The organism is Streptomyces sp. NPDC087215, assembly GCF_044744885.1.
Lineage (GTDB): Bacteria > Actinomycetota > Actinomycetes > Streptomycetales > Streptomycetaceae > Streptomyces.
The window spans coordinates 352,108-374,980 of sequence record NZ_JBIUZD010000002.1; the positions used below are offsets into that span (position 1 = coordinate 352,108).

15 protein-coding genes are annotated in these 22,873 nt (G+C 71.9%); 9 read left to right on the top strand and 6 right to left on the bottom strand.

Annotated elements, in window-relative coordinates:
- The first annotated feature begins 738 nt into the window (after positions 1 to 738).
- On the top strand, positions 739 to 6,327 hold the full coding sequence (locus tag ACIO92_RS06180) for an RHS repeat-associated core domain-containing protein (RefSeq protein WP_402279758.1): 5,589 nt from the start codon (positions 739 to 741) through the stop codon (positions 6,325 to 6,327).
- 75 nt (positions 6,328 to 6,402) lie between these two features.
- Positions 6,403 to 6,657, top strand: a complete 255-nt coding sequence (locus tag ACIO92_RS06185; RefSeq protein ID WP_402279756.1) for a hypothetical protein — start codon at positions 6,403 to 6,405, stop codon at positions 6,655 to 6,657.
- A gap of 51 nt (positions 6,658 to 6,708) precedes the next feature.
- Here the strand turns inward: ACIO92_RS06185 and ACIO92_RS06190 are convergent, their stop codons facing one another.
- The gene (locus tag ACIO92_RS06190; protein ID WP_402279754.1) at positions 6,709 to 7,143 is read right to left on the bottom strand and encodes a MarR family winged helix-turn-helix transcriptional regulator; all 435 of its coding nucleotides are present in this window, start codon (positions 7,141 to 7,143) and stop codon (positions 6,709 to 6,711) included.
- Between the two features lie 117 nt (positions 7,144 to 7,260).
- Between ACIO92_RS06190 and ACIO92_RS06195 the strand changes: the two genes are divergently transcribed.
- The 3 genes from ACIO92_RS06195 to ACIO92_RS06205 all read left to right on the top strand — a co-directional run bounded on the left by ACIO92_RS06195 (position 7,261) and on the right by ACIO92_RS06205 (position 9,799).
- A complete protein-coding gene (locus ACIO92_RS06195; RefSeq protein WP_366440447.1) occupies positions 7,261 to 8,280 on the top strand; it encodes an NADP-dependent oxidoreductase in 1,020 nt (339 codons plus the stop codon).
- 63 nt (positions 8,281 to 8,343) lie between these two features.
- Complete coding sequence (locus ACIO92_RS06200; protein WP_366440446.1) at positions 8,344 to 8,766, top strand: organic hydroperoxide resistance protein; 423 nt, start codon at positions 8,344 to 8,346, stop codon at positions 8,764 to 8,766.
- A gap of 217 nt (positions 8,767 to 8,983) precedes the next feature.
- On the top strand, positions 8,984 to 9,799 hold the full coding sequence (locus ACIO92_RS06205; protein ID WP_366440445.1) for an EI24 domain-containing protein: 816 nt from the start codon (positions 8,984 to 8,986) through the stop codon (positions 9,797 to 9,799).
- 213 nt (positions 9,800 to 10,012) lie between these two features.
- On the opposite strand, the gene ACIO92_RS06210 is transcribed toward ACIO92_RS06205, so the two are convergent.
- Positions 10,013 to 10,975: a LysR family transcriptional regulator gene (locus ACIO92_RS06210; RefSeq protein WP_366440444.1), complete on the bottom strand. Its 963-nt coding sequence runs from the start codon at positions 10,973 to 10,975 to the stop codon at positions 10,013 to 10,015.
- 146 nt (positions 10,976 to 11,121) lie between these two features.
- On the opposite strand from ACIO92_RS06210, the gene ACIO92_RS06215 reads away from it, so the two are divergent.
- On the top strand, positions 11,122 to 13,308 hold the full coding sequence (locus ACIO92_RS06215) for a M4 family metallopeptidase (RefSeq protein WP_402055377.1): 2,187 nt from the start codon (positions 11,122 to 11,124) through the stop codon (positions 13,306 to 13,308).
- 305 nt (positions 13,309 to 13,613) lie between these two features.
- Here the strand turns inward: ACIO92_RS06215 and ACIO92_RS06220 are convergent, their stop codons facing one another.
- Entirely contained in the window at positions 13,614 to 14,327 is a 714-nt protein-coding gene (locus ACIO92_RS06220; RefSeq protein ID WP_402279750.1) for a carbon-nitrogen hydrolase family protein, read from the bottom strand.
- 275 nt (positions 14,328 to 14,602) lie between these two features.
- The gene (locus ACIO92_RS06225; protein WP_366440441.1) at positions 14,603 to 15,214 is read right to left on the bottom strand and encodes a TetR/AcrR family transcriptional regulator; all 612 of its coding nucleotides are present in this window, start codon (positions 15,212 to 15,214) and stop codon (positions 14,603 to 14,605) included.
- Positions 15,215 to 15,411: 197 nt separating this feature from the next.
- On the opposite strand from ACIO92_RS06225, the gene ACIO92_RS06230 reads away from it, so the two are divergent.
- Positions 15,412 to 17,868: a beta-glucosidase gene (locus ACIO92_RS06230; protein ID WP_401240139.1), complete on the top strand. Its 2,457-nt coding sequence runs from the start codon at positions 15,412 to 15,414 to the stop codon at positions 17,866 to 17,868.
- 259 nt (positions 17,869 to 18,127) lie between these two features.
- On the opposite strand, the gene ACIO92_RS06235 is transcribed toward ACIO92_RS06230, so the two are convergent.
- Positions 18,128 to 19,009 (bottom strand): SGNH/GDSL hydrolase family protein, encoded by an 882-nt coding sequence (locus tag ACIO92_RS06235; RefSeq protein WP_366440440.1) that lies wholly within the window; start codon positions 19,007 to 19,009, stop codon positions 18,128 to 18,130.
- 259 nt (positions 19,010 to 19,268) lie between these two features.
- On the opposite strand from ACIO92_RS06235, the gene ACIO92_RS06240 reads away from it, so the two are divergent.
- The gene (locus ACIO92_RS06240) at positions 19,269 to 19,763 is read left to right on the top strand and encodes a DUF3145 domain-containing protein (protein ID WP_366440439.1); all 495 of its coding nucleotides are present in this window, start codon (positions 19,269 to 19,271) and stop codon (positions 19,761 to 19,763) included.
- Between the two features lie 54 nt (positions 19,764 to 19,817).
- On the top strand, positions 19,818 to 21,413 hold the full coding sequence (locus ACIO92_RS06245) for a PQQ-binding-like beta-propeller repeat protein (protein WP_402279748.1): 1,596 nt from the start codon (positions 19,818 to 19,820) through the stop codon (positions 21,411 to 21,413).
- A gap of 142 nt (positions 21,414 to 21,555) precedes the next feature.
- On the opposite strand, the gene fabF is transcribed toward ACIO92_RS06245, so the two are convergent.
- On the bottom strand, positions 21,556 to 22,818 hold the full coding sequence (fabF, locus tag ACIO92_RS06250) for a beta-ketoacyl-ACP synthase II (RefSeq protein WP_366440437.1): 1,263 nt from the start codon (positions 22,816 to 22,818) through the stop codon (positions 21,556 to 21,558).
- Between the last annotated feature and the right edge of the window lie 55 nt (positions 22,819 to 22,873).

Sequence of the window (22,873 nt, forward strand, 5' to 3'; positions counted from 1 at the left end):
CCACCCCCGCCCCGGACACCGACACCCCGGACACCGACACCCCGGCCACGACACCCCCGACGAGCCCGCGCCGGACGAGCGCGGACCCGGAGGGCGCGGGCACGGAGCCGGATAGGACCCCTGATGCGGAAGCACCGCCCGCGGCCACGGGCACGGCTGAGCCCTCGGGCCCCGGCGCGGCTCCCTCGGTGGACCTCTCGGCCCCCGCCACCTCCGTGTCCACGATCCCACCGCCTCCGGCGCCCACCGAGCCGACCGGGACTTCGTCCCCCACCGCGCCCTCGCCGACCACTCCCGCCACTCCTACTCCGAGCAGTACCCCGACCTCCACTCCGAGCCCGACCTGCCGGCCCTTCCTGTGGTGGTGCGTGTAGGAGGAAACAGCAGAGGTCCCCGGCATCCACGGATGCCGGGGACCTCTGCTGTCATGGGTGTTCAGCGACTGCTACGGGTCTTCGCTGACCCTCGCGCGGAGAGGCATTGTCCGGATCAGCTCAGGTCCTGGAAGTCGCTCCAGCCGCCCGTGCCCACCACGCGACCCGCCCCCAGCGAGTTGGGGTAGAAGTGCAGGGTGGCGTCGCCCGTAGTGGCCCAGATGTCCGAGGTGCCGTCGCCGTTCGCGTCGGGTACTGCCGTGAACAGCGGCCGGTTGGCCGGGGTCCAGCCGGTACCGATGACCGAGGACGTGGAACCGGTGCCGAGACCTTCGACACCGGGTCGGGCACCCTCAGTGCCCCCGTGACGCTGTCCGCCACGACGGGCCGGGCCACCGTCCTCGCGGCCACCGCCGCAGCCGCCGGTTCTTCCGGCGACTTCAGGGCCACCTCGCTCGCGCCCTCCTCCTCCTGGTCGGCAGGCGGGGCCAACGGCGGCTTCTCCTGGAACTATGACATCGATGTCCCGGATGTTCCCGGCGATGTCAGCCCCCAGCTCAAGCTGTCCTACGGATCGCAGTCCCTCGACGGCCGGACGGCCGCGACGAACAACCAGCCGGGCGGGATCGGCGACGGCTGGTCGATGGAGCCCGGCTACATCGAGCGCCAGTACGTCCCCTGCACCGACGACAAGGCGGGGAGCAACAACACCACCGCCAAGGTCGGCGACCTGTGCTGGAAGAAGGACAACGCGGTCCTCAACCTCGGAGGCCGTACCAACCAGCTCGTCCGCGACACCGCCACCGGGGCGTGGACGCTGGAGGCCGACGACGGCACCAAGATCGTCAAGGCCGTCAGCACCTCCGCCGACAACTACGGCGACAACAGCGGTGACGACAACGGCGAGTACTGGAAGGTGACGACCCCGGACGGTACCCAGTACTACTTCGGTGCCAACCGCCTGGACGGCTGGGTCACCGGCAAGACGGAGACCCGCTCCACCTGGACCGTCCCTGTCTTCGGCAACCACACCGGCGAGCCCTGCTTCAACGCGACGTTCAAGGACGCCTGGTGTCAGCAGGCCTGGCGCTGGAACCTCGACCACGTCGTCGACCCGCACGGCGATGCCATGACGTACTACTGGGGCGAGGAGGCCAACTCCTACGGCCGCAACGTCGACCCGAACACCGGCGCCTCCACGTCCACCCCGTACGACCGCAGCGGCTACCTCAAGCGCATCGAGTACGGCCTGCGCGACACTAGCCCCTACGGTCAGCCGTCCGCGAAGGTCGAGTTCGTCTACTCCGAACGCTGCATCACCGGTTGTGCCACCTTCGACGCCACCAACGCGAAGAACTGGCCGGACGTGCCCTTCGACCAGTACTGCGCCACCGGGACCGAGTGCAAGAACCGCTACTCGCCGTCCTTCTGGACGCGCCTGAAGCTCACCACCATCGCCACCCACGTCTGGTCCGCCAGCGCCTGGAAGCCGGTCGACAGCTGGGCCCTCGACGCGAACTTCCCCTCACCGGGAGGCGGCGCCGCCCCGCTCTGGCTCAAGTCGATCAAGCGCACCGGACACACCGGCACGGGGGCCGTCACCATGCCCCAGGTCGGCTTCAGCGGCATTTCCCTGCCCAACCGCGTCGAGGGCGCCACCACGGGAGGAGACCCCGACCCGCTGCCCGGTATGTGGCGCTACCGGATCGCCGCCGTCAACTCGGAGTCCGGTGGCACCATCGGCATCGGCTACACGCCGCAGGACTGCTCCGCCACGAGCGTTCCGTCCCCGGCGTCGAACACCCGGCGCTGCTACCCGGTCAAGTGGTCCCCGCCGGACGCCCCGGCCGCCAACTACGACCCCTACCTCGACTGGTTCCACGCCTACGCGGTCAACCTGATCGTCGAGAACGACAACACCGGTGGACAGCCCGCCAAGCGGACCGAGTACACCTACCCCGAGGGCATGGCCTGGACGAAGGCCAAGGACGACGAGTTCACCAAGGCCGAGCACCTCACCTACAGCGACCGCAAGGGCTTCGGCCTCGTCCAGGTCCGGACCGGCTCCAGCCCCGTCCCGCGCACGCTGAAGGAGTACCGCTACTTCCGGGGCCTCCCCGGTGCCGTGGTGAAGGACAGCGAGGGGATCCCGGCCACCGACCACGAGGCGTTCGCGGGCATGACCCGCGAGGAGGCCGCGTACGACGGTGACGGCGGGCGCCTGGAGTCGACCAGCAGCTTCATCCCCTGGGTCTCCCCGGCGACCGCGACGGAGACGCGCGGCGAGGGGCTGCCGGCCCGCAAGGCGTACGTCACGGGCGGCGAGAAGGAGAAGACCCGCACCGCTGTCGGCCAGGACTGGCGCGCCACCGAGACCAGCCGCACCTTCGACGCCCAGGGCCACGTCCTCACCGAGTCCCGGCTCGGCGACACCGCGAAGCCTGGAGACGAGGAGTGCACCACCACGTCCTACGCTCCGGGCGCCCTTCTCGGGGTGCCTTCGGAGATCAGGACCGTGGCCAAGCCCTGTGATACGACTCCGAAGCTGCCCGCCGACCTGATCTCGGTCGAGCGCCGCTACTACGACGGTGCCACCTCGCTCACCACGGCGCCGACCAAGGGCGACGTCACCCGCATCGACGAGCAGGACGCGGCGGGCACCGGGTACCTCACCACGGCGAAGCACACGTACGACCAGCACGGCCGTGAGCTCACCGACACCGACGCGCTCGGGAACACCACCACGACCGCCTACACCCCGGACACGGGCATTCCCACCTCGATGAAGGTGACGAACGCCCTCAGTCACGTCTCGACCACGACCTACGACCCGGTGCGCGGAGTGGCCGTCGCGTCCGTCGACGCCAACGGCAAGCGCACCGACGCGGTCCACGACGGCCTCGGCCGTGTGATCAAGGTGTGGCAGCCCGGCTGGTCCAAGACCGGCCACGAGACCGTGCCCTCGGTGCAGTACGAGTACAAGATCTCCACCACCCAGGCCAACGCCGTCACCACCAGGACCCTCAAGCAGGACGGCACCTACCGGACCACGTACACCCTGTACGACGGTCTGCTGCGCGAGCGCCAGTCGCAGGCCCCGGCCGGCGGCACCCAGCACACGATCCTGACGGAGACCCGCTACGACTCCCGGGGCTGGGTCGACAAGAGCTTCGCGCCGTACTACGGAGAGGTCGCCCCGTCGGCGACCCTGTACACGGCCAAGCAGGAGCACCAGGTCGACAACGTCACCGAGAACACCTACGACGGCCTGGGCCGCGTCACCGAAGCCGTCTCGATGTTCCGGGGCGAGGAGAAGTGGCGGACCAAGACCGTCTACGGCGGCGACCGGGTCACGGTCCTCCCGCCGAAGGGCGGCACCGCCACCACCAAGGTGACGGACGCCAACGGCCGGACGACCCAGCTCATCCAGTACGCCGGGGCCGGGCAGACCCAGCCCCAGACGACCGACTACGTCTACGGCAAGTTCGACGAGCCCACCTCGGTCACCGACCCGGCGGGCAACACCTGGAGCTACACCTACGACAACCGGGGCCAGAAGACCGGGGTCGATGACCCCGACAAGGGCCTGACCGTCCTGACGTACGACGCCAACGGCCAGGTCGTCACCGGCAAGGACGCCAGGGACGTCACCCTGACGACCGTCTACGACAAGCTCGGCCGGAAGACCGAGGTCAAGAACGGCACGACCACGCTCTCCAAGTGGGCCTACGACACTGTCGCCAAGGGGCAGCTGACCAGCAGCACCCGCTACGACGGCACCGCCTCGTACACCACGGCGGCCGGTGGGTACAACGACCGCTACCAGCCGACATCGACCAGCCTCACCGTCCCCGGCACCGGGACCGCCCCGACCGACACGTACACCTGGACGTACGGCTACAACAGCCAGACCGGGGCGCTCGACTGGACGCTCAACCCGGCCGTCGGTGACATCCCCTCCGAGCGGATCGTCACCAACTACAACAGCGACGACCAGCCCTACCGGACGACCCGCGCCGGTGTTCTGCTCGTCGCCAACGTCCAGTACGACGTCTACGGGCGTCCCGTCGGCACCGAGTTCGGACAGGACCTCGACAAGAAGGTCTTCCGGACCCAGGCGTACGACGATCACACCGGCCGTCTGATCGAGCGGACCACGGACAGGTTCCTGGCCCCGCAGCGGGTCGACCGGTCCCTGTACGCCTACGACCCGGCGGGCAACGTCACCGGGGTCACCAGCACCACCGGCCAGGGCGCCACCGCGGCCACCGACCGGCAGTGCTTCACCAACGACGGCCTCGGGCGGCTGACCGAGGCGTGGACGGCGACCACCGACTGCGCGACGGCACCGTCCGCCACCGGCGTCGGCGGTTCCGACGCGTACTGGCTCACCTACGGCTACGACAAGCTCGGCAACAGGACCCAGCAGAGCGACAAGCTCGCGGGGGCCACGACCGACTACACCCACCCGGAGGCGAAGGCCGACCGTCCGCACGCCGTGCAGCAGGCCACCGTCACGGGCGGCCCGGACAACGGCCGGATCAGCACCTTCGCGTACGACGCCACCGGCAACACCACCAACCGGACCGTCGGAACCAAGGTGCAGGACCTGACCTGGGACGCCGAGGGGCATCTCGCCACCCTCACCGAGGGCGGCGCCACCACCTCCTATCTGTACGACGCCGACGGAGACCGCCTCCTCACGAAGAACCCCGACAAGAGCACGGTGCTGAACCTGCCGAACGGCGACGAGCTCAAGCGTGCGGAGGACGGCACCACGACCGCCACCCGCTACTACACCCACGGCGGAGAGACGGTCGCGGTCCGCACCGGGACGACCGTCTCCTACCTGGTCGGCGACCACCAGGGCACGGCGCTGACGGCCATCGACGCCGGTACCCTCGCGGTGACCTACCGCAAGCAGCTCCCCTTCGGCGGACTGCGCACGGCCCAGGCGGGGAGCTTCGGAACCCGGGGCTTCGTCGGCGGCACGAACGACCCGACGGGTCTCACGCACCTCGGTGCCCGTGAGTACGACCCGACGACGGGCCGCTTCCTCTCGGTCGACCCGGTCATCGACTTCGGTGACCCGGCCCAGATGAACGCCTACGCGTACGGCCACAACAACCCGCTGACCAAGGCGGACCCGACGGGCCTCCGCCCAGACGGACCGGCCGGCGGAGCGTCCTACAACGACACCCGCTGGGGCGACGACCGAGGCATGTCGGTCGGCTACACCTACAAGGGCGGCAACTGGGTCTGGCACCAGACCCCCCGCAAGGACTCGGAATCCCGGAAGCGGTACAAGTCGTACCGCGCGGACACGGCGAACTACAAGGTCTTCCACTACGACGCGAAGAAGGCAGCCGCGGCAAAGGCCCAGGCAGCGAAGCGGGCGGCGGAACGCAGGGCAAAGGAAGCCGCTGAACGGCGGAAGGCTGAGGTTCTGGGCCACATCACACGAGGGCTGAAAGCCGGACTCAGTCAGGGAGGCGGTTCTCTCTCCGGCTCCCTGCTCATGGCTGCGGCCGAGACCGCCTTTTCCGCTGGTGACTACAACACGCGAGGTTTCTGCGTAGGCGGTTCCGGCGGGTTGTACGTGGGAATCGGAGGCAGTGCGTGCTTCGTTGCTGTGGCCACACCTGAAGGGAACATGCGATACGGCTACACGCGATCGTTCGACTACGGAACCGCCGGGCCGCGATTCGGAGGTTCCGCGACCATTGGCGGCTTCCGGAGCAATGCCGACGACATTGGTAACCTCCGGGGCACGGGACATGTCGCGGGTGGTTCACTGAAGGCGGGGCTGGCTGTCTCCATGAACCACGAGACTGCCATCGGTACGAGGAACACCAGGGGACAGCAGGTGACGAGCGAGCACTTCGGTACCGGCCTCGGTATTGGCCTCGACGTCTACAACGGTTTCAACCAGACAGCTGCTGAGTGGTTCTAGCAGTTCGGTGCGGTGCCGGGCGCGCGGAGCGCCCGGCACCGTGTTCTCGACATGAATCAGAACGGATGGTCAAAGATGCTGCTCCTGCTTGCCGAAGGAAAGGAGAATGCCGATGTTCGCCTGGTCTATCTGATGGCGACCATTCTCATTCTTCTCGGGTTTCTCTTCGCCCTCAACTTCAAGGGGATGTCGGAGAAGTTCTTCTACTTTGTCACCAGGTACACCCCCAAGGGCAATGCGACACCGAATACGGTACGGATTATCGGTGGCGGTTGGGTGGTCGTCGGAGTGTTCATGTTCCTGCCTGAGATCGTCTCGGTGTTCCGGTAGCAGGCGCTCCGGGGTGAGGGAGGCTTCTTGTGGACGTGGGCTCTGAAATCCTCACCCCGCCTCCTCCCCCAGCATCCGCCTCAGCAGGTCCCTCAGCAGCGTGCGCTCGATCTCCGTCAGTTCGCCCAGGGGTTCGCGGGCGAAGTTGAGGGAGTCGCGGAGGTGGTGGGCCGTGGCGCGGCCCTCTTCCGTGGGGACGGCCAGTTTCACGCGGCGGTCGGCCGGGTCCGGGTGGCGCTCCACCAGGCCCCGGGCCTCCAGGCGGTCGACTATCCCGGTGATGTTGGACGGCTCGCACTTCAGCTTCTTGGCGATGCGCCGCATCGGCAGCGGGTCGAGCGAGAGCAGGCCGAGGACCCGCGCCTGCGCGCCGGTCAGCGCGTGCTGCGCGGCCGCCTGCTCGTACTCCTCGTAGTAGCGCGCCACGACCGTGCCGATCAGCTCGACGACTTCGAGGGTCAGGGGGTCCGTGCGTGAGGTGGCCATGCGCACCAGTCTACCCAGATACTTGACAACATGAAATATCCAGGCGCATGATTGTTTCAGTCAATGAAGCTTTTCTGATCCGAAGCTTCCCGAAGCTTCTCCCCGGAGGCCGTGCTCATGTCCGTTCTTCCCGCGTCCAGCCGTGAGTGGCACCTCGTCGCCCGCCCGCACGGCTGGCCCGTCCCCACGGACTTCGCCCTGCGCGAAGTGCCGGTCGCCGAGCCCGCCGAGGGCCGCGTCCTCGTGCGCAACCTGCACTTCTCCGTCGACCCGTACATGCGCGGCCGGATGAACGACACCAAGTCGTACATCCCGCCGTTCCAGCTCGACCGGCCCATGGACGGCGGCGCCGTCGGCGTGGTCGTCGCCTCCGCCGCGGAGGGGTTCGCGGTCGGCGACCACGTCCTGCACGGCCTCGGCTGGCGGGAGTACGCGGACGTGTCCGCGCAGCAGGCCACCAAGGTCGACCCGGAGCTCGCCCCCCTCTCCGCGTACCTCGGTGTCCTCGGCATGACCGGCCTCACGGCCTACGCGGGCCTCTTCGAGGTCGCCTCCTTCAAGGAGGGCGACGCGGTGTTCGTCTCCGGCGCCGCCGGAGCCGTCGGCAGCCAGGTCGGTCAGATGGCGCGGATCAAGGGCGCCTCCCGGGTCATCGGCTCGGCGGGCTCCGACGAGAAGGTGAAGTTCCTCGTGGAGGAGCTCGGCTTCGACGCCGCCTTCAACTACAAGAACGGCCCGGTCGACGAGCAGCTCCGCGCCGCCGCCCCGGACGGCATCGACGTCTACTTCGACAACGTCGGCGGTGACCACCTCGAAGCCGCGATCTCCTCGCTCAACGTGCACGGCCGCGCCACCATCTGCGGCATGATCGCCCAGTACAACGACACCGAGCCGGTGCCCGGCCCGCGCAACATGGCGATGATCATCGGCAAGCGGCTGCGTCTCCAGGGCATCCTCGTCGGCGACCACTACGGCCTCCAGAAGCAGTTCGTCCAGGAGGTCGGCGGCTGGCTCGCCTCGGGCGAGCTCAAGCACCGGGAGACCTTCGCCGAGGGCATCGAGCACGGCGTGGACGCCTTCCTCGGACTGCTGCGCGGGGACAACACCGGAAAGATGATCGTCTCGCTGACGCGTTAGTCTTCCCTCAGCCGCCGCGATCGTGGGCGCGAGTCGCGGCGAACCATGAAGGAAGTACCAGGTATGCCGATCCAGCACTCCGAGGTCCTCTACACCGCCGTCGCCACCGCCGAGGGCGGCCGGGACGGCCGGGTCTCCACCGACGACGGCAAGATCGACGTCGTCGTGAACCCGCCGAAGGCGATGGGCGGCTCCGGCGAGGGGACCAACCCCGAGCAGCTCTTCGCGGCGGGCTACAGCGCCTGCTTCCAGGGCGCGCTCGGCGTCGTCGCCCGCGACGAGAAGGCCGACATCTCCGGCTCGACGGTCACCGCCGAGGTCGGCATCGGCAAGAACGACGAGGGCTTCGGCATCATCGTCAAGATCTCGGCCCGCATCCCGAACGTGGACGCGGACACCGCCAGGGACCTGATCGAGAAGGCCCACCAGGTCTGCCCGTACTCCAAGGCGACCCGGGGCAACATCACGGTCGAGCTCGCCGTCTGATCCGAGCCCGTCGTCCGAGCGGAGCCCGCCGTCCGGTTCCGGACGCGCGGTACCGGCGAGGGCCGCACCCCACCCGGGGTGCGGCCCTCGCCGCGTCCGGGGGCCGGGAGCCCGTGCGCGGTCTCGGCGGGTCCGGGCGCCCGTCCCCGGACCGCTGGTCGGACCGCTGGTCGGACGGCTTCGGGGGCCTTCGGGCCCCACCGCTACAGTGGCCCCCATGCGTGATCTCGGGGTGGGTTTCAGATATCTGCTGCAGGGCCAGAAGTGGGTCGGGCAGCACGGGCGTTGGCTGGGGTTCGGGCTGCTGCCCGGACTCGTGACCCTCGTGCTGTACGCGGGGGCGCTCGTCGGGCTCGGTTACGGCGCCGACGACCTGGTCGCCTGGGTCACCCCGTTCGCCGACGACTGGACCTCGCCCTGGAACGGGATATTCAGGGGCACCCTGACCGCCCTCGTCTTCGCCTTCGGGCTCTTCCTCGCGGTCATCACCTTCACCGCCGTCACGCTCCTCGTCGGCCAGCCGTTCTACGAGTCGCTCTCCGAGGAGGTCGACCGCAGCCAGGGCGGCGAGGTCCCCGAGTCCGGGCTGCCGCTCTGGCGCGATCTGTGGATCTCGGCCCGCGACAGCCTGCGCGTCCTGCTGAGGGTGGCGTTCTACGGCCTCCTCCTCTTCGCCTGCGGGTTCATCCCGGTCGTCGGCCAGACCGTCGTGCCCGCGATCGGCTTCTGCGTCTCCGGCTTCTTCCTCACCGAGGAACTGGCGGCCGTCGCCCTCCAGCGCAGGGGCGTCGAGCTGAAGGAGCGGCTGCGGCTGCTCCGGGGGCGCCGGGCGGCCGTCCTCGGCTTCGGCGTTCCGCTGACCCTCGCCTTCCTGGTGCCCTTCGTCGCCGTCTTCCTGATGCCGGGCGCCGTCGCCGGAGCCACCCTGATGGCCCGTGACCTGCGCGGGGAGACCTCCGGCGGCGACCGCGACGAGGAGGGCGGTCCGGCCGCCGTCGCGCGGCCCGCCGTCGACGGCCCCACCCCCGCCTGACAGGACCTCGACCCAGCACAGCCCAGCCCAGCCCAGCCGGGCCGTACCGGACCCGAACCGGTCCCGGCTCCGCTCGGCAGACCCCGGGCCCCGGGCGGACCCGGCAGTGCGCGTCAGCCGGGCCTTCCCGGCCGGGCCGTGCGCGTCCGGGACCGGCTGGGGAGCGGGACCGGACGCGACCGGGCCCGTCGGCGGAGCCCGTACCGCCCCCGCTCAGACCTCCAGCACCGGGTGCAGTTCCGGGCGGGCGTCCCACCACGTCCGGTAGAACGCGTTGTTGTCGATGTTCGACAGATAGCCGGCCACCGCCGCCCGGTGCAGCAGTTCCGCGTGCCGGGCGGACACCGCGGACCTGTTCCAGGCCAGCCGGATACGGCCCATGACCGGGTCGCCCTCCAGCGGCCTCAGCACCGTGCCCTCGGTCCGCGGGGCGGTCGGCTGGCTCAGGGAGATCGCCCGCCCCGAGGCGATCAGGTCGTAGTGCATCTTCCGGTCGGGCACCCGGTGCCGCAGCGACGGGGCGAACCCGACCCGGGCGCACGCGGCGACCAGCGCCTCGGGACCGCCGTCGTCGTCCTCCACCAGCATCATCCAGTCCTCCCCGGCCAGCTCGGCGAGGGCGATCCGCTCCCTGGCCGCCAGCGGATGCGCCGCCGACAGCCGTACGCAGAACGGCTCCTTGGCGATCACGGTCCGCGCGGTGGTGCCCTCCGGCAGGGCCACCTCGTGGTCGTTGACCTCCCCGTACAGCACGGCGTCGTACCGTCCCGCGCCCAGCTGCCGGGTCAGTGCCGTCGCCGAGTGCTCCACGGTCACCGAGATGTCCTGCCCGGCCATCACCCGCTCCAACTGCCCGAGCAGCCCGTCGACGAGGACGAGCAGGATGCAGCCGAGGCGCAGCGGGGTGCCCGGGTCGGCGGCCCGCGCCCCGGCGGCGAGCGCGTCCATCTCGCCGAGCACCAGCCGGGCCTTCGACAGGACGAACTCGCCCAGCGGGGTGGGCTCCACCCCGTGCCGGCCGCGCAGGAACAGCTCCCCGCCCGCGACCCGTTCGATGCGGCGGAGCTGCGCGGAGAGCGCGGGCTGCGACACCCCGAGCCGCCCGGCGGCCCGTCCAAGACTGCCCGCCTCCGCTATCCGGCAGACGGCCTCAAGATGCCTCAACTCCAGCTGCATTTCAGCAGCGTACGCAGGGCCGTGCGGGCGCACCATAACCCGCGTCTTATGCCGCGTGAGATGTCCCGAACTAGCCATGTCCACGCCCATACTCGGCGCGACGAACCGTCTCCCCCACCACGATCCACCCCCCGATCGGAGCAGACGTGCACCCCACCAGACTGACGGCGGCCGTGGCCGCCCTGGCGCTCTCGGCGAGCCTCGCGACGGCCTTCGTCGCTCCGGCCGTCGCGGCCCCGCAGGCACAGCCCGTGCCCCCGGGCCACGGCAAGTCCCTGGCTCTCGCCGCCGCCGACGACGCGGCGGAGAGCGGTCTCGACGAGCTGCGGCACGGCGCCGACGAGGAACTCGTCCGCACGTCCGTCACCCCGTGGGCGAACGGCCTGTACTACGCCTCCTACGAGCGGACCTACCGCGGTCTCCCGGTCGTCGGCGGTGACGCGGTCGTCGTCTCGGACAGCACGGGCAAGGTCCGTGAGGTCACCGGCGCCCCGGCGCCCGCCCTCCGGCTCTCCACCCGGGCGAAGGTGACGTCCGCCGCCGCCCTGGCCACGGCCCGCGCGCAGCTGGCGTCCGTGGAGAGCGCGGGAGCCCCCGAGCTGACCGTGCTCCTCAAGGGCGGCAAGGCCGTGCTGACCTGGCACACCCGGGTCGTCGGCCGCACCGCGAAGAACGCGCCGAGCGCCCTCGACACCCATGTGGACGCGGGCACCGGGGCCATCGCCCGGTCGACCGACAAGATCCTGCACGCCGACGGGCGCGGCTACCACAACGGCAACGTCACCATCGACACCGCCGCGAGCTCCATGACCGACACCACCCGCGGCTCCTTCAAGTGCGGCGGCCAGAACGGCAGCGCGTACACGGGCTCCTCGCCGTGGGGCAACAGCGGCGCCAACGACCTCGTGACCGCCTGCGTCGACATCATGTACGCGGCGCAGAAGGAACACTCCATGCTCAAGGAGTGGTTCGGCTACAACGGCCAGAACGGTCAGGGCGGGATGGTCCCGGCGCGCGCCGGTCTGAGCGAGGTCAACGCGTACTACGACGGTACGAAGACCACGTACGGCCGCAACCAGAACGGCACCATGCAGCTCACCGGCATCGACGTCGTGGCGCACGAGTACGGCCACGAGATCTTCGACCGGACGCCGGGCAGCGCGGGCTCGTCCAACGAGAACGGCGGGATGAACGAGTCGACGGGTGACATCTTCGGCGCGCTCACCGAGCACTACGCCAACAACCCGAACGACACCCCGGACTACACGGTCGGCGAGAAGCTGAACTTCCTCGGCGACAACAAGCCCATCCGGTACATGTACAACCCGTCCCTCGCGAACAACGACCCCAACTGTTACCCCCAGTTGAGCTCGGGCACCGAGGTGCACGCGGCGGCCGGTCCGCAGAACCACTGGTTCTACCTGCTCGCCGAGGGCTCCAGCCCGGGTGGCGGCAAGCCCAACAGCCCCATATGTTCGGGCGGTCCGTCCTCGGTGACCGGCATCGGCATCCAGAAGGCGGGCAAGATCTTCATGGGCGCCCTGCTCATGAAGACGTCCTCCTGGAACCACCTGGCCGCCCGCAAGGCGACCCTGACGAGCGCCAAGAACACCTACGGCAGCGTCGAGTGCAACGCGGTGAAGACCGCCTGGAACGCGATCGGCGTTCCGGCCCAGTCCGGTGAGACCGACTGCGGCGGCACCAGCACCCCGGACTTCTCGCTCGCCCTGAACCCCTCCTCGGGTTCGGTCCAGGCCGGTGCCTCGGTCACCTCCACGGTGAACACCAGCACCACCGGCGGCAGCGCGCAGACCGTCCAGCTCTCCGCGAGCGGCGCCCCGAGCGGGGTCACGGTCTCCTTCAGCCCCTCCTCGGTGACCTCGGGCTCCTCGTCGACGATGACCGTGCAGGTCGCGGCGGGCACCGCCAACGGCACGTACCCGATCACCGTGACCGGTACGGGCTCCGCCACCCACACCGTCAGCTACCAGCTGTCGGTCGGCTCGACGAACCCGCCCACGGGCTGCGGCAACACCCAGAAGACCTACCAGGGCACCCTGGCCTCCGGTCAGGCCCAGGCGCAGCCGGACGGTTCGTACTACTACTCGGCGGCCTCGGGCACCCACGTGGGCTGCCTGCGCGGTCCGGCCGGTGCCGACTTCGACCTGTACCTGCAGAAGTGGAACGGCGCGAGCTGGGTGGACGTGGCGGTGGGCGGCACGGAGACCGCCGACGAGAACACCAGCTACTACGGCACCGCGGGCTACTACCGGTACGTGGTCCACGCGTACAGCGGCTCGGGCGCGTACACGCTGGGCCTGACGGCCCCGTAGGGGACCACCCGGTGGGGATCACCCGGTAGGGATCACCCGGTAGGGACGGTCCCGTGAGGGCCACCCCGTAGGGGGACCGTCCTTCAGGGGCTGTCCCTAGGGGACCTCCCCCGGAAGACCGCCCCTCAAGAGGGGCGGGGAGGCGGCGCGGACCGGGGGTTCCGTGATGTCTCTCCATGGAGCCGGGCCGCCGTATGTCCCACGGCGGCCCGGCTTCTCCGTGTCCGCCCCTCGGCCGCCGTTCCCGGTTCCTCCCCGTATCCGGACGCCGGTCCGGGCTGCTCCCCGTACCGTCCGGCGGGCCCTCAGCCGATCTCCGCCAGGACGAAGCCCCGTTCCGTGCCGCCCGCGTCCGCGAGGCGGGCGCCGTCCGGGCCCCAGGCCCCGGCCCGGCCGCAGCCCGTGCCGTCCTCGTTGGCCCCGAGGACGTTGCCGAGCACCACGTACAGACCGAAGTCCCGGGCCCGTACGGGATAGACCGTCTCGAACGAGTCGTTGTCGGCGGCCAGCACCGAGCTGGCCAGATAGGCGGCGCAGCCGTCGGCGGCGGCCCGTTCGGCCAGTTCGGGGAAGCGGTTGTCGTAGCAGGTGGCGGTGGCGAACCGGAGCCCGTCGAGGGTGAACCGCCCGTCGGCGGCGCCGGGCGCGAACACCTCCCGCTCGATCCCGTACAGGTGCCGCTTGTCGTAGCGGGCGAGGAGCGAGCCGTCCGGGCCGATCACCAGCGAGGTGACCGCCGGGCGACCGGTGTCCGTCCGCACCGGCCCGTTGACGACGGCCGCCGCCGACACCGCGCGGCAGGCGTCCCGTACGGGTTCGAGTCGGGGGTCGTCCTCGGTGAGGACCAGGGCGGGGGAGTCCCGGATCAGGGACGGTTCGTAGCCGGTGAGGCAGAGCTCGGCGAAGACGACCACGCGGGCGCCCTCGGCCCCGGCGGCCCGGATCAGGTCGGCGACGGTCCGGACGTTGGCGTCGAGGTCCCCCGCGACCGGGGCGAACTGGGTGGCGGCGATGATCATGCCCCCATCATCCCGCCCGGCCCCGTGACGGAAGCCGGGGGCTCCCTCGTCCCGCCCGGCCCGAAGCGGTGGCCGGGACCTCTCCTCGTCCCGCCCGGCCGCCGGGTGGAAAGCCGAGGCCGCCCCTCGGCCCGCCCGAGCCCTTCATTCCGCCCGGTCCACTCAGCCAGCTCAGCCAGCTCAGCCAGCTCAGCCCGCTCATCCCGCCCGGCCAGCCCAGCCCGCCCGGCCCGCTCATCCCGCCCGGCCAGCCCAGCCCAGCCCGCCCAGCCCGCTCACCCCGCCCGGTCCGCCCCCGGCCGTTCCGGGGTGTCCTCCGTCGTCCCGTTCCCGCCGAGCAGCGCCAGGAAGTCCCGGAAGGCGCCCGGCATGTCGACCGCCGAGGGGTCCAGGAGCCACTGGTACTGGAGGCCGTCCATCACCGCGGTGAGGAGCGGCGCGGCCCGCTCCGGGGTGAGGCCGCCCGGCAGCCGGTCGCCGAACTCAAGCCGCAGCACCCCCGCCATGTTCTCCCGCACCTGCGCGTACCGCTCGGTGAAGAACTCCCGGGCCGGGTGCCCGTCCGTGACGCTCTCGCCGAGCAGCGCGGAGAAGGTCTGCACGATCCCGGGCCGCATCGCGTTGTACTCGACGAGGGAGTCCAGCAGGTCGAGCCGCCATTTCTCGCGGTCGCGGCCACCGCTGGTGTCCCAGCGGTCGCGTTCCTCCAGGACGGCGACGAGCAGCGACTCCTTGGTGGGGAAGTAGTGCAGCAGCCCCTGCTGGGTCAGGCCGACGCGCTCGGCGACCGCGCCGAGGGCGGCGCCCCGGTAGCCGCGCTCGGCGATCACCTCCAGGGCGGCGCGCAGGATCTCCGCCCGGCGCTCCTCGCTCCTCGCCCGTGCCATCGGCCCGGCCCCTTTCCGCAGGTCCTCGTCTCCCAGGACGGTACGCCATCATGAAAATAACGAAAAGGTCACGTTGCCTACCTATCTACAGGCAAGTGGGTCCATGATGGCCCCACCAGCACTTCAACGCGGAGGTAACGGACGTGACGGACGTGAACGAGGACGCCGTGCGCGAGGGCATCGTGGACGAGGGCGCCGTGAACGGGGACGCGGCGAACGGGAGCCCGGTGAGCGGGGACGCCCTGCGCGAGGCGGCCGTGGAGGCGGCGCTCGCCCGGCTCGGCCTGGACGCCAAGGCGCGGCTGCTGGGCGGCCAGGACATGTGGTCCCTGCCCGCCCTCCCGGAGATCGGCCTGGCGTCGCTGGTCATGTCCGACGGCCCCATCGGGGTCCGGGGCGTCCGCTGGACCGCCGACGACCCGTCCGTCGCCCTGCCCTCCCCGACCGCGCTCGCCGCCACCTGGGACCCGGCCCTCGCCCGCCGGGCCGGCCACCTCCTCGCCCAGGAGGCCCGCCGCAAGGGCGTCCACGTCCTCCTCGCGCCCACGGTCAACCTGCACCGCACGCCCCTCGGCGGCCGTCACTTCGAGGCGTACAGCGAGGACCCGCTGCTCACCGGCGCCATCGGCACCGGCTACGTCCAGGGCGTCCAGGACGGCGGCGTCGGCACCACCGTCAAGCACTTCGTCGCCAACGACGCCGAGACCGACCGCTTCACCGTCGACAACCGGATCGCCCCGCGCCCGCTCCGCGAGCTCTACCTCGCGCCCTTCGAGGCCATCGTCACCAACGCCCGCCCCTGGGGCATCATGACCGCCTACAACCAGGTCAACGGCGTGACGATGACCGAGCACCACCACCTCGTCAACGAGGTGCTGCGCGGCGAATGGGGCTTCGACGGCGTCAACGTCTCCGACTGGATGGCCGCCCGCTCCACCACCGGCGACATCCTGGGCGGCCTCGACGTCGCCATGCCCGGCCCCGTGACCGTCTACGGCGAGGCCCTCGCCGCCGCCGTGCGCGCCGGAGAGGTCGACGAGTCCGCCGTCGACACCGCCGTCCGCAACGTCCTGCGGCTGGCCGCCCGCGTCGGCGCCCTCGAAGGCGCCCCGCCGGTCGTCACCGAACCCCCGGCCGCCCTCGACGGCGACGCCCTCGCCCGCGAGATCGCCCGCCGGGGCTTCGTCCTGGTCCGCAACGAGAACGGCGCCCTGCCCCTGCGGGCGGGAACCGTCGCCCTCTCCGGCGCCGCCGCCCGCGACGCCCGCGTCCTCGGCGGCGGCTCCGCGCAGGTCTTCCCCGAGCACGTCGTCTCCCCGCTCGACGGCCTCACCGCCGCCCTGCCCGACGGGAGCCTCTCCTACACGGTCGGCGCCGACCCCAGCGACGAACTCGCCCCCGCCGACCAGGGCTTCGCCCTCCGCGCCCGCTGCCGCGACGCCGCCGGACGGCTCCTCGGCGAGGGCTCCCTGCCCAACGGGCAGGTCCAGTGGATCGGCGACGACCTCCCGGCGGGCGTCAGCCACGAGAACCTCGCCTCCATCGAGGTCGTCGGCACCTTCACCCCGCGCGAGTCCGGGGAGCACTCCTTCGGCACCCGGGGGCTCGGCGCCTTCACCCTCGCCGTCGCGGGCACCACCGTCTTCGACGGAGTCCAGACGATGGGCCCCGAGACCGACCCCTTCGAGGCGTTCTTCGGCTCCCCGGTCGAGCGCGCCAAGGTCACGCTCACCGGGGGCGAGACCGTCGAGGTCTCCCTGCTGCACACCCTGGACAAGGAGTTCGCGGCCCCGCTCCCGGCCGTCATGTTCTCCTTCGTCCACCTCGGGCCCCGCCGGGACCCCGACGAACTGATCACCGAGGCCGTCGAAGCGGCCCGCACCGCCGACACCGCCGTCGTGGTCGTCGCCACCACCGAGCGGGTCGAGTCCGAGGGCTTCGACCGCGGGGACCTCGCCCTCCCCGGACGTCAGGACGACCTCGTACGGGCGGTCGCCGCCGTCAACCCGAACACCGTCGTCGTGGTCAACGCGGGCTCCCCGGTCGAACTGCCCTGGCGCGAGGACGTGGCCGCGGTCCTCCTCAGCTGGTTCCCCGGCCAGGAGGGCGGCGCCGCCCTCGCCGACGTCCTCACCGGCGCCGAGGAGCCCGGCGGCAGGCTCCCCACCACCTGGCCCGGCACCCTCGCCGACGCCCCGGTCACCGACGTCACCCCCGTCGAAGGCGAACTCGCCTACGAGGAGGGGCTGTTCGTCGGCTACCGGGCCTGGGACCGGGGCCAGGCCGTCCCCGCGTACGCCTTCGGCCACGGCCTCGGCTACACCACCTGGTCGTACGAGGAGCTGAGCACCGGCCCCGGCACCGCGACCGTCCGCCTCACCAACACCGGAGGCCGGGCGGGCCGCGAGACCGTCCAGCTCTACCTGGCCCCCGCCGACGACCCGGTGGAGCGCCCGGCCCGCTGGCTCGCCGGATTCACGAGCGTCGAGGCGGGCCCCGGCGAGACCGTCGAGGCCGAGATCGCGCTGCCCCGCCGCGCCTTCGAGATCTGGGACGAGGAGAAGAACGACTGGACCCTCGTCCCCGGCACCTACGAGGTCGTCGCCGCGCACTCCCTCGCGGACGCCCGCCTGAGCACGACCCTGGAGGTCTGACCTCCCCGGGGCGGCGCCGGAGGCCCGTTCTGATGGCACCGCCCCGGAGGCCCGGCCTACCGGCACCGCCCCCGGAAGCCCCGCCTACCGGGCCGCCCCCGGAAGGCAGGGGCCCTCCGGAGGGCCCCCGGACGGCCCCGGGGCGGCACCTGACAGCCGCTCCGGGGCCCCTCGCGCAGGGGGTGATCCCCCGGTACGAGGGCTCCCCGGGCCCCTCACGCCCTGACGGGCCGCCGAGGCGAAGGCTTCCCGGGGCCCCTCACGCCGTGGTGATCCGCCGGTACGCCAGCTCCGCGAGCCGCGCCTGGCCGTCCTTGCTCGGGTGGAACCAGTCCCACGGGCTCAGCTGCCCGCCGTCGAAGCGGAAACCGAAGACCGCCCCGCCGTCGTACCGGCAGCGCACGTCCCCGGCGCACACCTCCTTGAGCACCCGGTTGTACGCCACCACCCGGTCCTGCACCACCGCCCGCCGCCGCTCGGCGGCCGGGCCCAGGTCCTCCGCGTCCGCCAGCATCGCCCCGCAGATCCCCAGCTTCCACACCTGCCGTCCCACCGGACTGACCCGCCCCGTGGACCACAGGCGCTTGAGGTCCGGCACGCTCGCCACGTACACCTGCGCCTTCGGCGCGCCCTTCCGGAGCCGGAACAGCGCCGTCTCGAAGGACGCCCGGAAGTCCTCGACCGGGGTCATCAGGTCCGGGGTCGGGCGGCAGGCGTCGTTGGCGCCCATCATCACCGTCACGAGCTCCGGCCGCCGGGCCGCCGCCCCCGCCATCTGCTCCGGCAGCTCCGCCATCCGCGCGCCCGTCCTGGCCAGGTTCCAGCTGCGGGCGGCCACCTTCTCCGGGCCGAGGAGCCGCAGCGCCAGGCTGTTCACGGCGGTGTCCGTGCCGGTCGCCCACGACACCTCGGGGCAGTCCGCCAGGACCGCGCAGGCGTCGAAGGCGCGGGTCATGGAGTCCCCGACGGCGGCCACGGACGACGGGGAGACGTCCCACAGCGGCGTCGGGCTCGGCGCCGGTCTCGTGGCGGACCGCGCCGCGGACGGCTCCCCGGCCGTGCAGCCCGCGAGCGCCCCGGCGCTCAGCAGTGCCGCCGTCACGGCGGCGACGGCGGTGCGGAATCGGCGTCGGCCGCGCATCCCTGGCCCCTCCCTCGACGTCCTGGCGGGTGAAAGCTTCGTGTGCACCCGCCCCCGGACCGACCGTACGTCACACCGATGACGGTGCGGCACGGTAGCTTTTCCCCCGTCGAACCAGAGGCGCCTTGCCGACCGGCTCCGGTAAATTACATCACGTCACATGCTGTCCCCTTTTTGACGGTTTGTGACGTTCTGCTCCTGATGCTGTTTACTGAGGCCGCTGGGGAAAGGCGACCCTCGTCCCACACTGGAGGTCCCGGTGACGACACGTGGAGTCCTGTACGTACACTCCGCACCGCGCGCGCTGTGCCCGCACGTCGAATGGGCGGTCGCGGGTGTCCTCGGCGCGCGGGTCCAGCTCGACTGGATCCGTCAGCCGGCGTCCCCCGGCACCTGGAGAGCCGAGTTCTCCTGGAAGGGCCGCACCGGCACCGCCTCCGAGCTGGCCTCCGCGCTGCGCGGCTGGCAGATGCTCCGCTTCGAGGTGACCGCGGAGCCCTGCGCCACCGCCGAGGGCGAGCGCTACAGCGCCACCCCCGACCTGGGCATCTTCCACGCGGTCACCGGCCTGCACGGCGACATCCTGGTCCCCGAGGACCGGCTGAGGGCCGCCCTCGCGCGCTCCGCGCAGGGCGAGACCCAGCTGGAGGCCGAGATCGCCAAGCTCCTCGGCAAACCCTGGGACGACGAACTCGAACCCTTCCGGTACGCGGGCGAGGGCGCCCCCGTCCGCTGGCTGCACCAGGTGGTCTGAGCCCGGTAGATTCCGCCCGGGGCGCGCAGGGGGCGCGCTCCGGGGGGAGCACGAATGAAGAGTGGACGCACGGCGCCGCCGGGACCGGCCGCCGTTCTGCTGTCGGGCGCCGCGTTCGGCGCGGCGGCGGCCTTCCTGGGGGCGGGGGTCCTCGCCGGTTCCTGGCCCCGGGGCTGGGCGGCACTGGTGTGCGCCCTGGTCCTGGCGGCGCTGGGAGCGACCGTGCTCGCGGTGCGGAGCCGGAGCCGTACGGCCCCCGGTGTCCCGCCCGCCGCCGACACGCCCGGCCGGGCGCCCGGCCCGGCGCGCGGTCCCGCCAGGACCGGGTCCGCCCCGGACCTCACCACGACGGGGTCCGTCCAGGGTCCCGCCAGGACCGGTCGCCTCCCGCTCGTCTCGTCCGCCGCGCTCTGGGCCCTCGCCCTGCTGGCCTCCGGCCTCTGGGCGGTCGGCTCCGGCGACGACGAGGACGACGACCGGGCCGAGGGGCGGCCCGGCGCCCGGCCGACCGCCACCACCGGACTCGACCCCAGGCCCGCCGTCGCCTGGCAGGTCCCCGGTGCCGGCCAGAAGTACGACGAGGCCGTCGGCGCCTGGGGCCTCGGCTCCACCGTCGCCCAGGGCCGTATCGACGGGCTCTTCGCCTACGACGGCACCACCGGCGCCGTCCGCTGGAGCGTCCCGGCACCCGCCCGGCAGGCCTCCTGCGCGATGTCCCCCGACGCGGAGGAAGGGATCGGGCTCCTCGCCTTCGGCCGCCACGAACAGCCCTGCGCCGCCCTGCTCGCGGTCCGCACCGCCGACGGAGAGGTCCTCTGGCGGCGCGACCTGCCCGGCGACGGCCTCACGGGTGGCCTCGCGGTCGGCGGCGCCACCGCCGTCAGCGCCGAGGAGAAGGCCGTCCGGGCCCGGTCCACGGCCACCGGGAAGCAGAGCTGGCAGCGGCCCCACGGCAAGGGCTGCGCGCTCCTCGCCATGGACGCCGACGCCACCCGCACCCTCCTGGTGGAGCAGTGCGGCGAGCGCGCCCGGCTCCTCGCCCTGGACACCCGTACCGGCGCCGAGCGGTGGTCCCGGGACCTGCCCGTCGAATCCGGGGCGTCCGCGAGCGTGGTCTCCGTCTCCCCGGTCGTCGTCGCGGTCGACGAGGAGGACCAGCGGGGCACCCACGCCGTCCTCGCCTTCGACGAACGGGGCAACCCGAGGGGGAGCGTGCCGCTGGCCGGGCCCGAAGGCATCCTCTCCGTCCACGCCGATGTCGGAGACGGGGACCCGGCCCGGCCGCTCGTCCTCGGCGACCTCCTGATCACCCTCTCGGAGCGGGGCGAGCTCGTGCCCGACATCGTCGTCGCCCACTCCCTCGCCGACGGCCGCAAGGTCTGGTCGCATCGCGCGGAGCGCCAGACGATGGCCCTCGCGGCGGAGCCGGACGGCACCGTCGGGGTCCTGGAGAACGAGGGCGTCGGCCATGTCCTGCTGCTCGACTCCGCCACCGGGAAGGTCCGGGACCGGATCGCCCCGGACACGGATCCGGACACCGCCCCGGACATGATCTCCATCCGCCCCGAACTCGTCCCCGTCAAGGGCGGGCACGTCGTCCTCAACCAGATCCTGATGCAGGCGGAACCGGCCGCCTTCGCCCTGCGCTGAGCCGGGACCGCGTACGGCGAAGGCCCGTCCCCGGTGCCGGGGACGGGCCTTCGCCGTGTCGGGGGAGCGCTCGGAGGTGCTCGGACGGCGCTCGCCCGGACGGAGTTCGGACTGATGCCCGGACTGATGTCCGGACGGACGTTCAGACGCTGCGGAACGCCAGGACGACGTTGTGGCCGCCGAAGCCGAAGCTGTTGTTGATCGCGGAGATCGTGCCCTGCGGCAGTTCGCGGGGCTCGTCGCGGACGATGTCCGCGTCCACCTCCGGGTCCAGCTCGTCGATGTTGATCGTCGGCGGGGCCAGCCGGTGGTACAGCGCCAGGACCGTGGCGACGGTCTCGATGCCGCCCGCGCCGCCGAGGAGGTGGCCGGTCATCGACTTCGTCGCGGAGATCGCGACATGGTCCAGGTCGTCGCCCAGGACCCGCCGCAGCGCCTTGATCTCGGCGACGTCGCCCTGCGGCGTCGACGTGGCGTGCGCGTTGAGGTGGACGACCTCGGACGGCTTCAGGTCCGTCGTGTCGAGCAGGTGCCGCATCGCGGCGGCGATGCCCCGGCCGGTCGGCTCGGGCTGCGCGATGTGGTGGCTGTCGGCCGACAGGCCCTGGCCGAGGACCTCGCAGTAGACGCGCGCGCCGCGCGCCTTCGCGTGCTCCTCGGACTCCAGGATCACGACGCCCGCGCCCTCGCCGAGCACGAAGCCGTCACGGCCCGTGTCGTACGGGCGGGAGGCCTTCGTCGGCTCGTCGTTGCTCTTGGACATCGCCATCATGTTGGCGAAGGCGGCGATCGGCAGCGGGTGGATCGCGGCCTCGGTGCCACCGGCGACGACCACGTCGGCACGGCCGGTACGGATCATCTCGACGGCGTAGCCGATCGCCTCGGCACCCGAGGCGCACGCGGAGACCGGGGTGTGGACGCCCGCTCGGGCGTTCACCTCCAGACCCACGTTGGCGGAGGGGCTGTTCGGCATGAGCATGGGCACGGTGTGCGGGGAGACGCGGCGGACGCCCTTCTCCTTCAGCACGTCGTACTGGTCGAGCAGGGTGGTCACGCCGCCGATGCCGGAGGCGATGACGGAACCGAGCCGCTCGGGGACGACCTTGTCGTCCTCTCCGGCGGGCGCGGTGTAGCCCGCGTCGGCCCAGGCCTCGCGGGCCGCGATCAGCGCGAACTGCGCCGAACGGTCCAGCTTGCGGGCCAGCGGGCGGGGCAGGACGTCGCCGGGGTCGACGGCGGCCGTCGCGGCGATCTGGACGGGCAGTTCGGCGAAGCGCTCGCCCTCCAGGGGCCGGACGCCGGAGCGCCCCGCGATCAGACCTTCCCAGGTCGATGCGGAGTCGCCACCCAGCGGTGTGGTTGCGCCGATACCGGTGACGACCACGGTGCGATTGGTCGAGCTCACAGGAATTCGTTCTCCATGTGTGTGATGGTCGGAATACGGCGCCACCGCCGGGTGG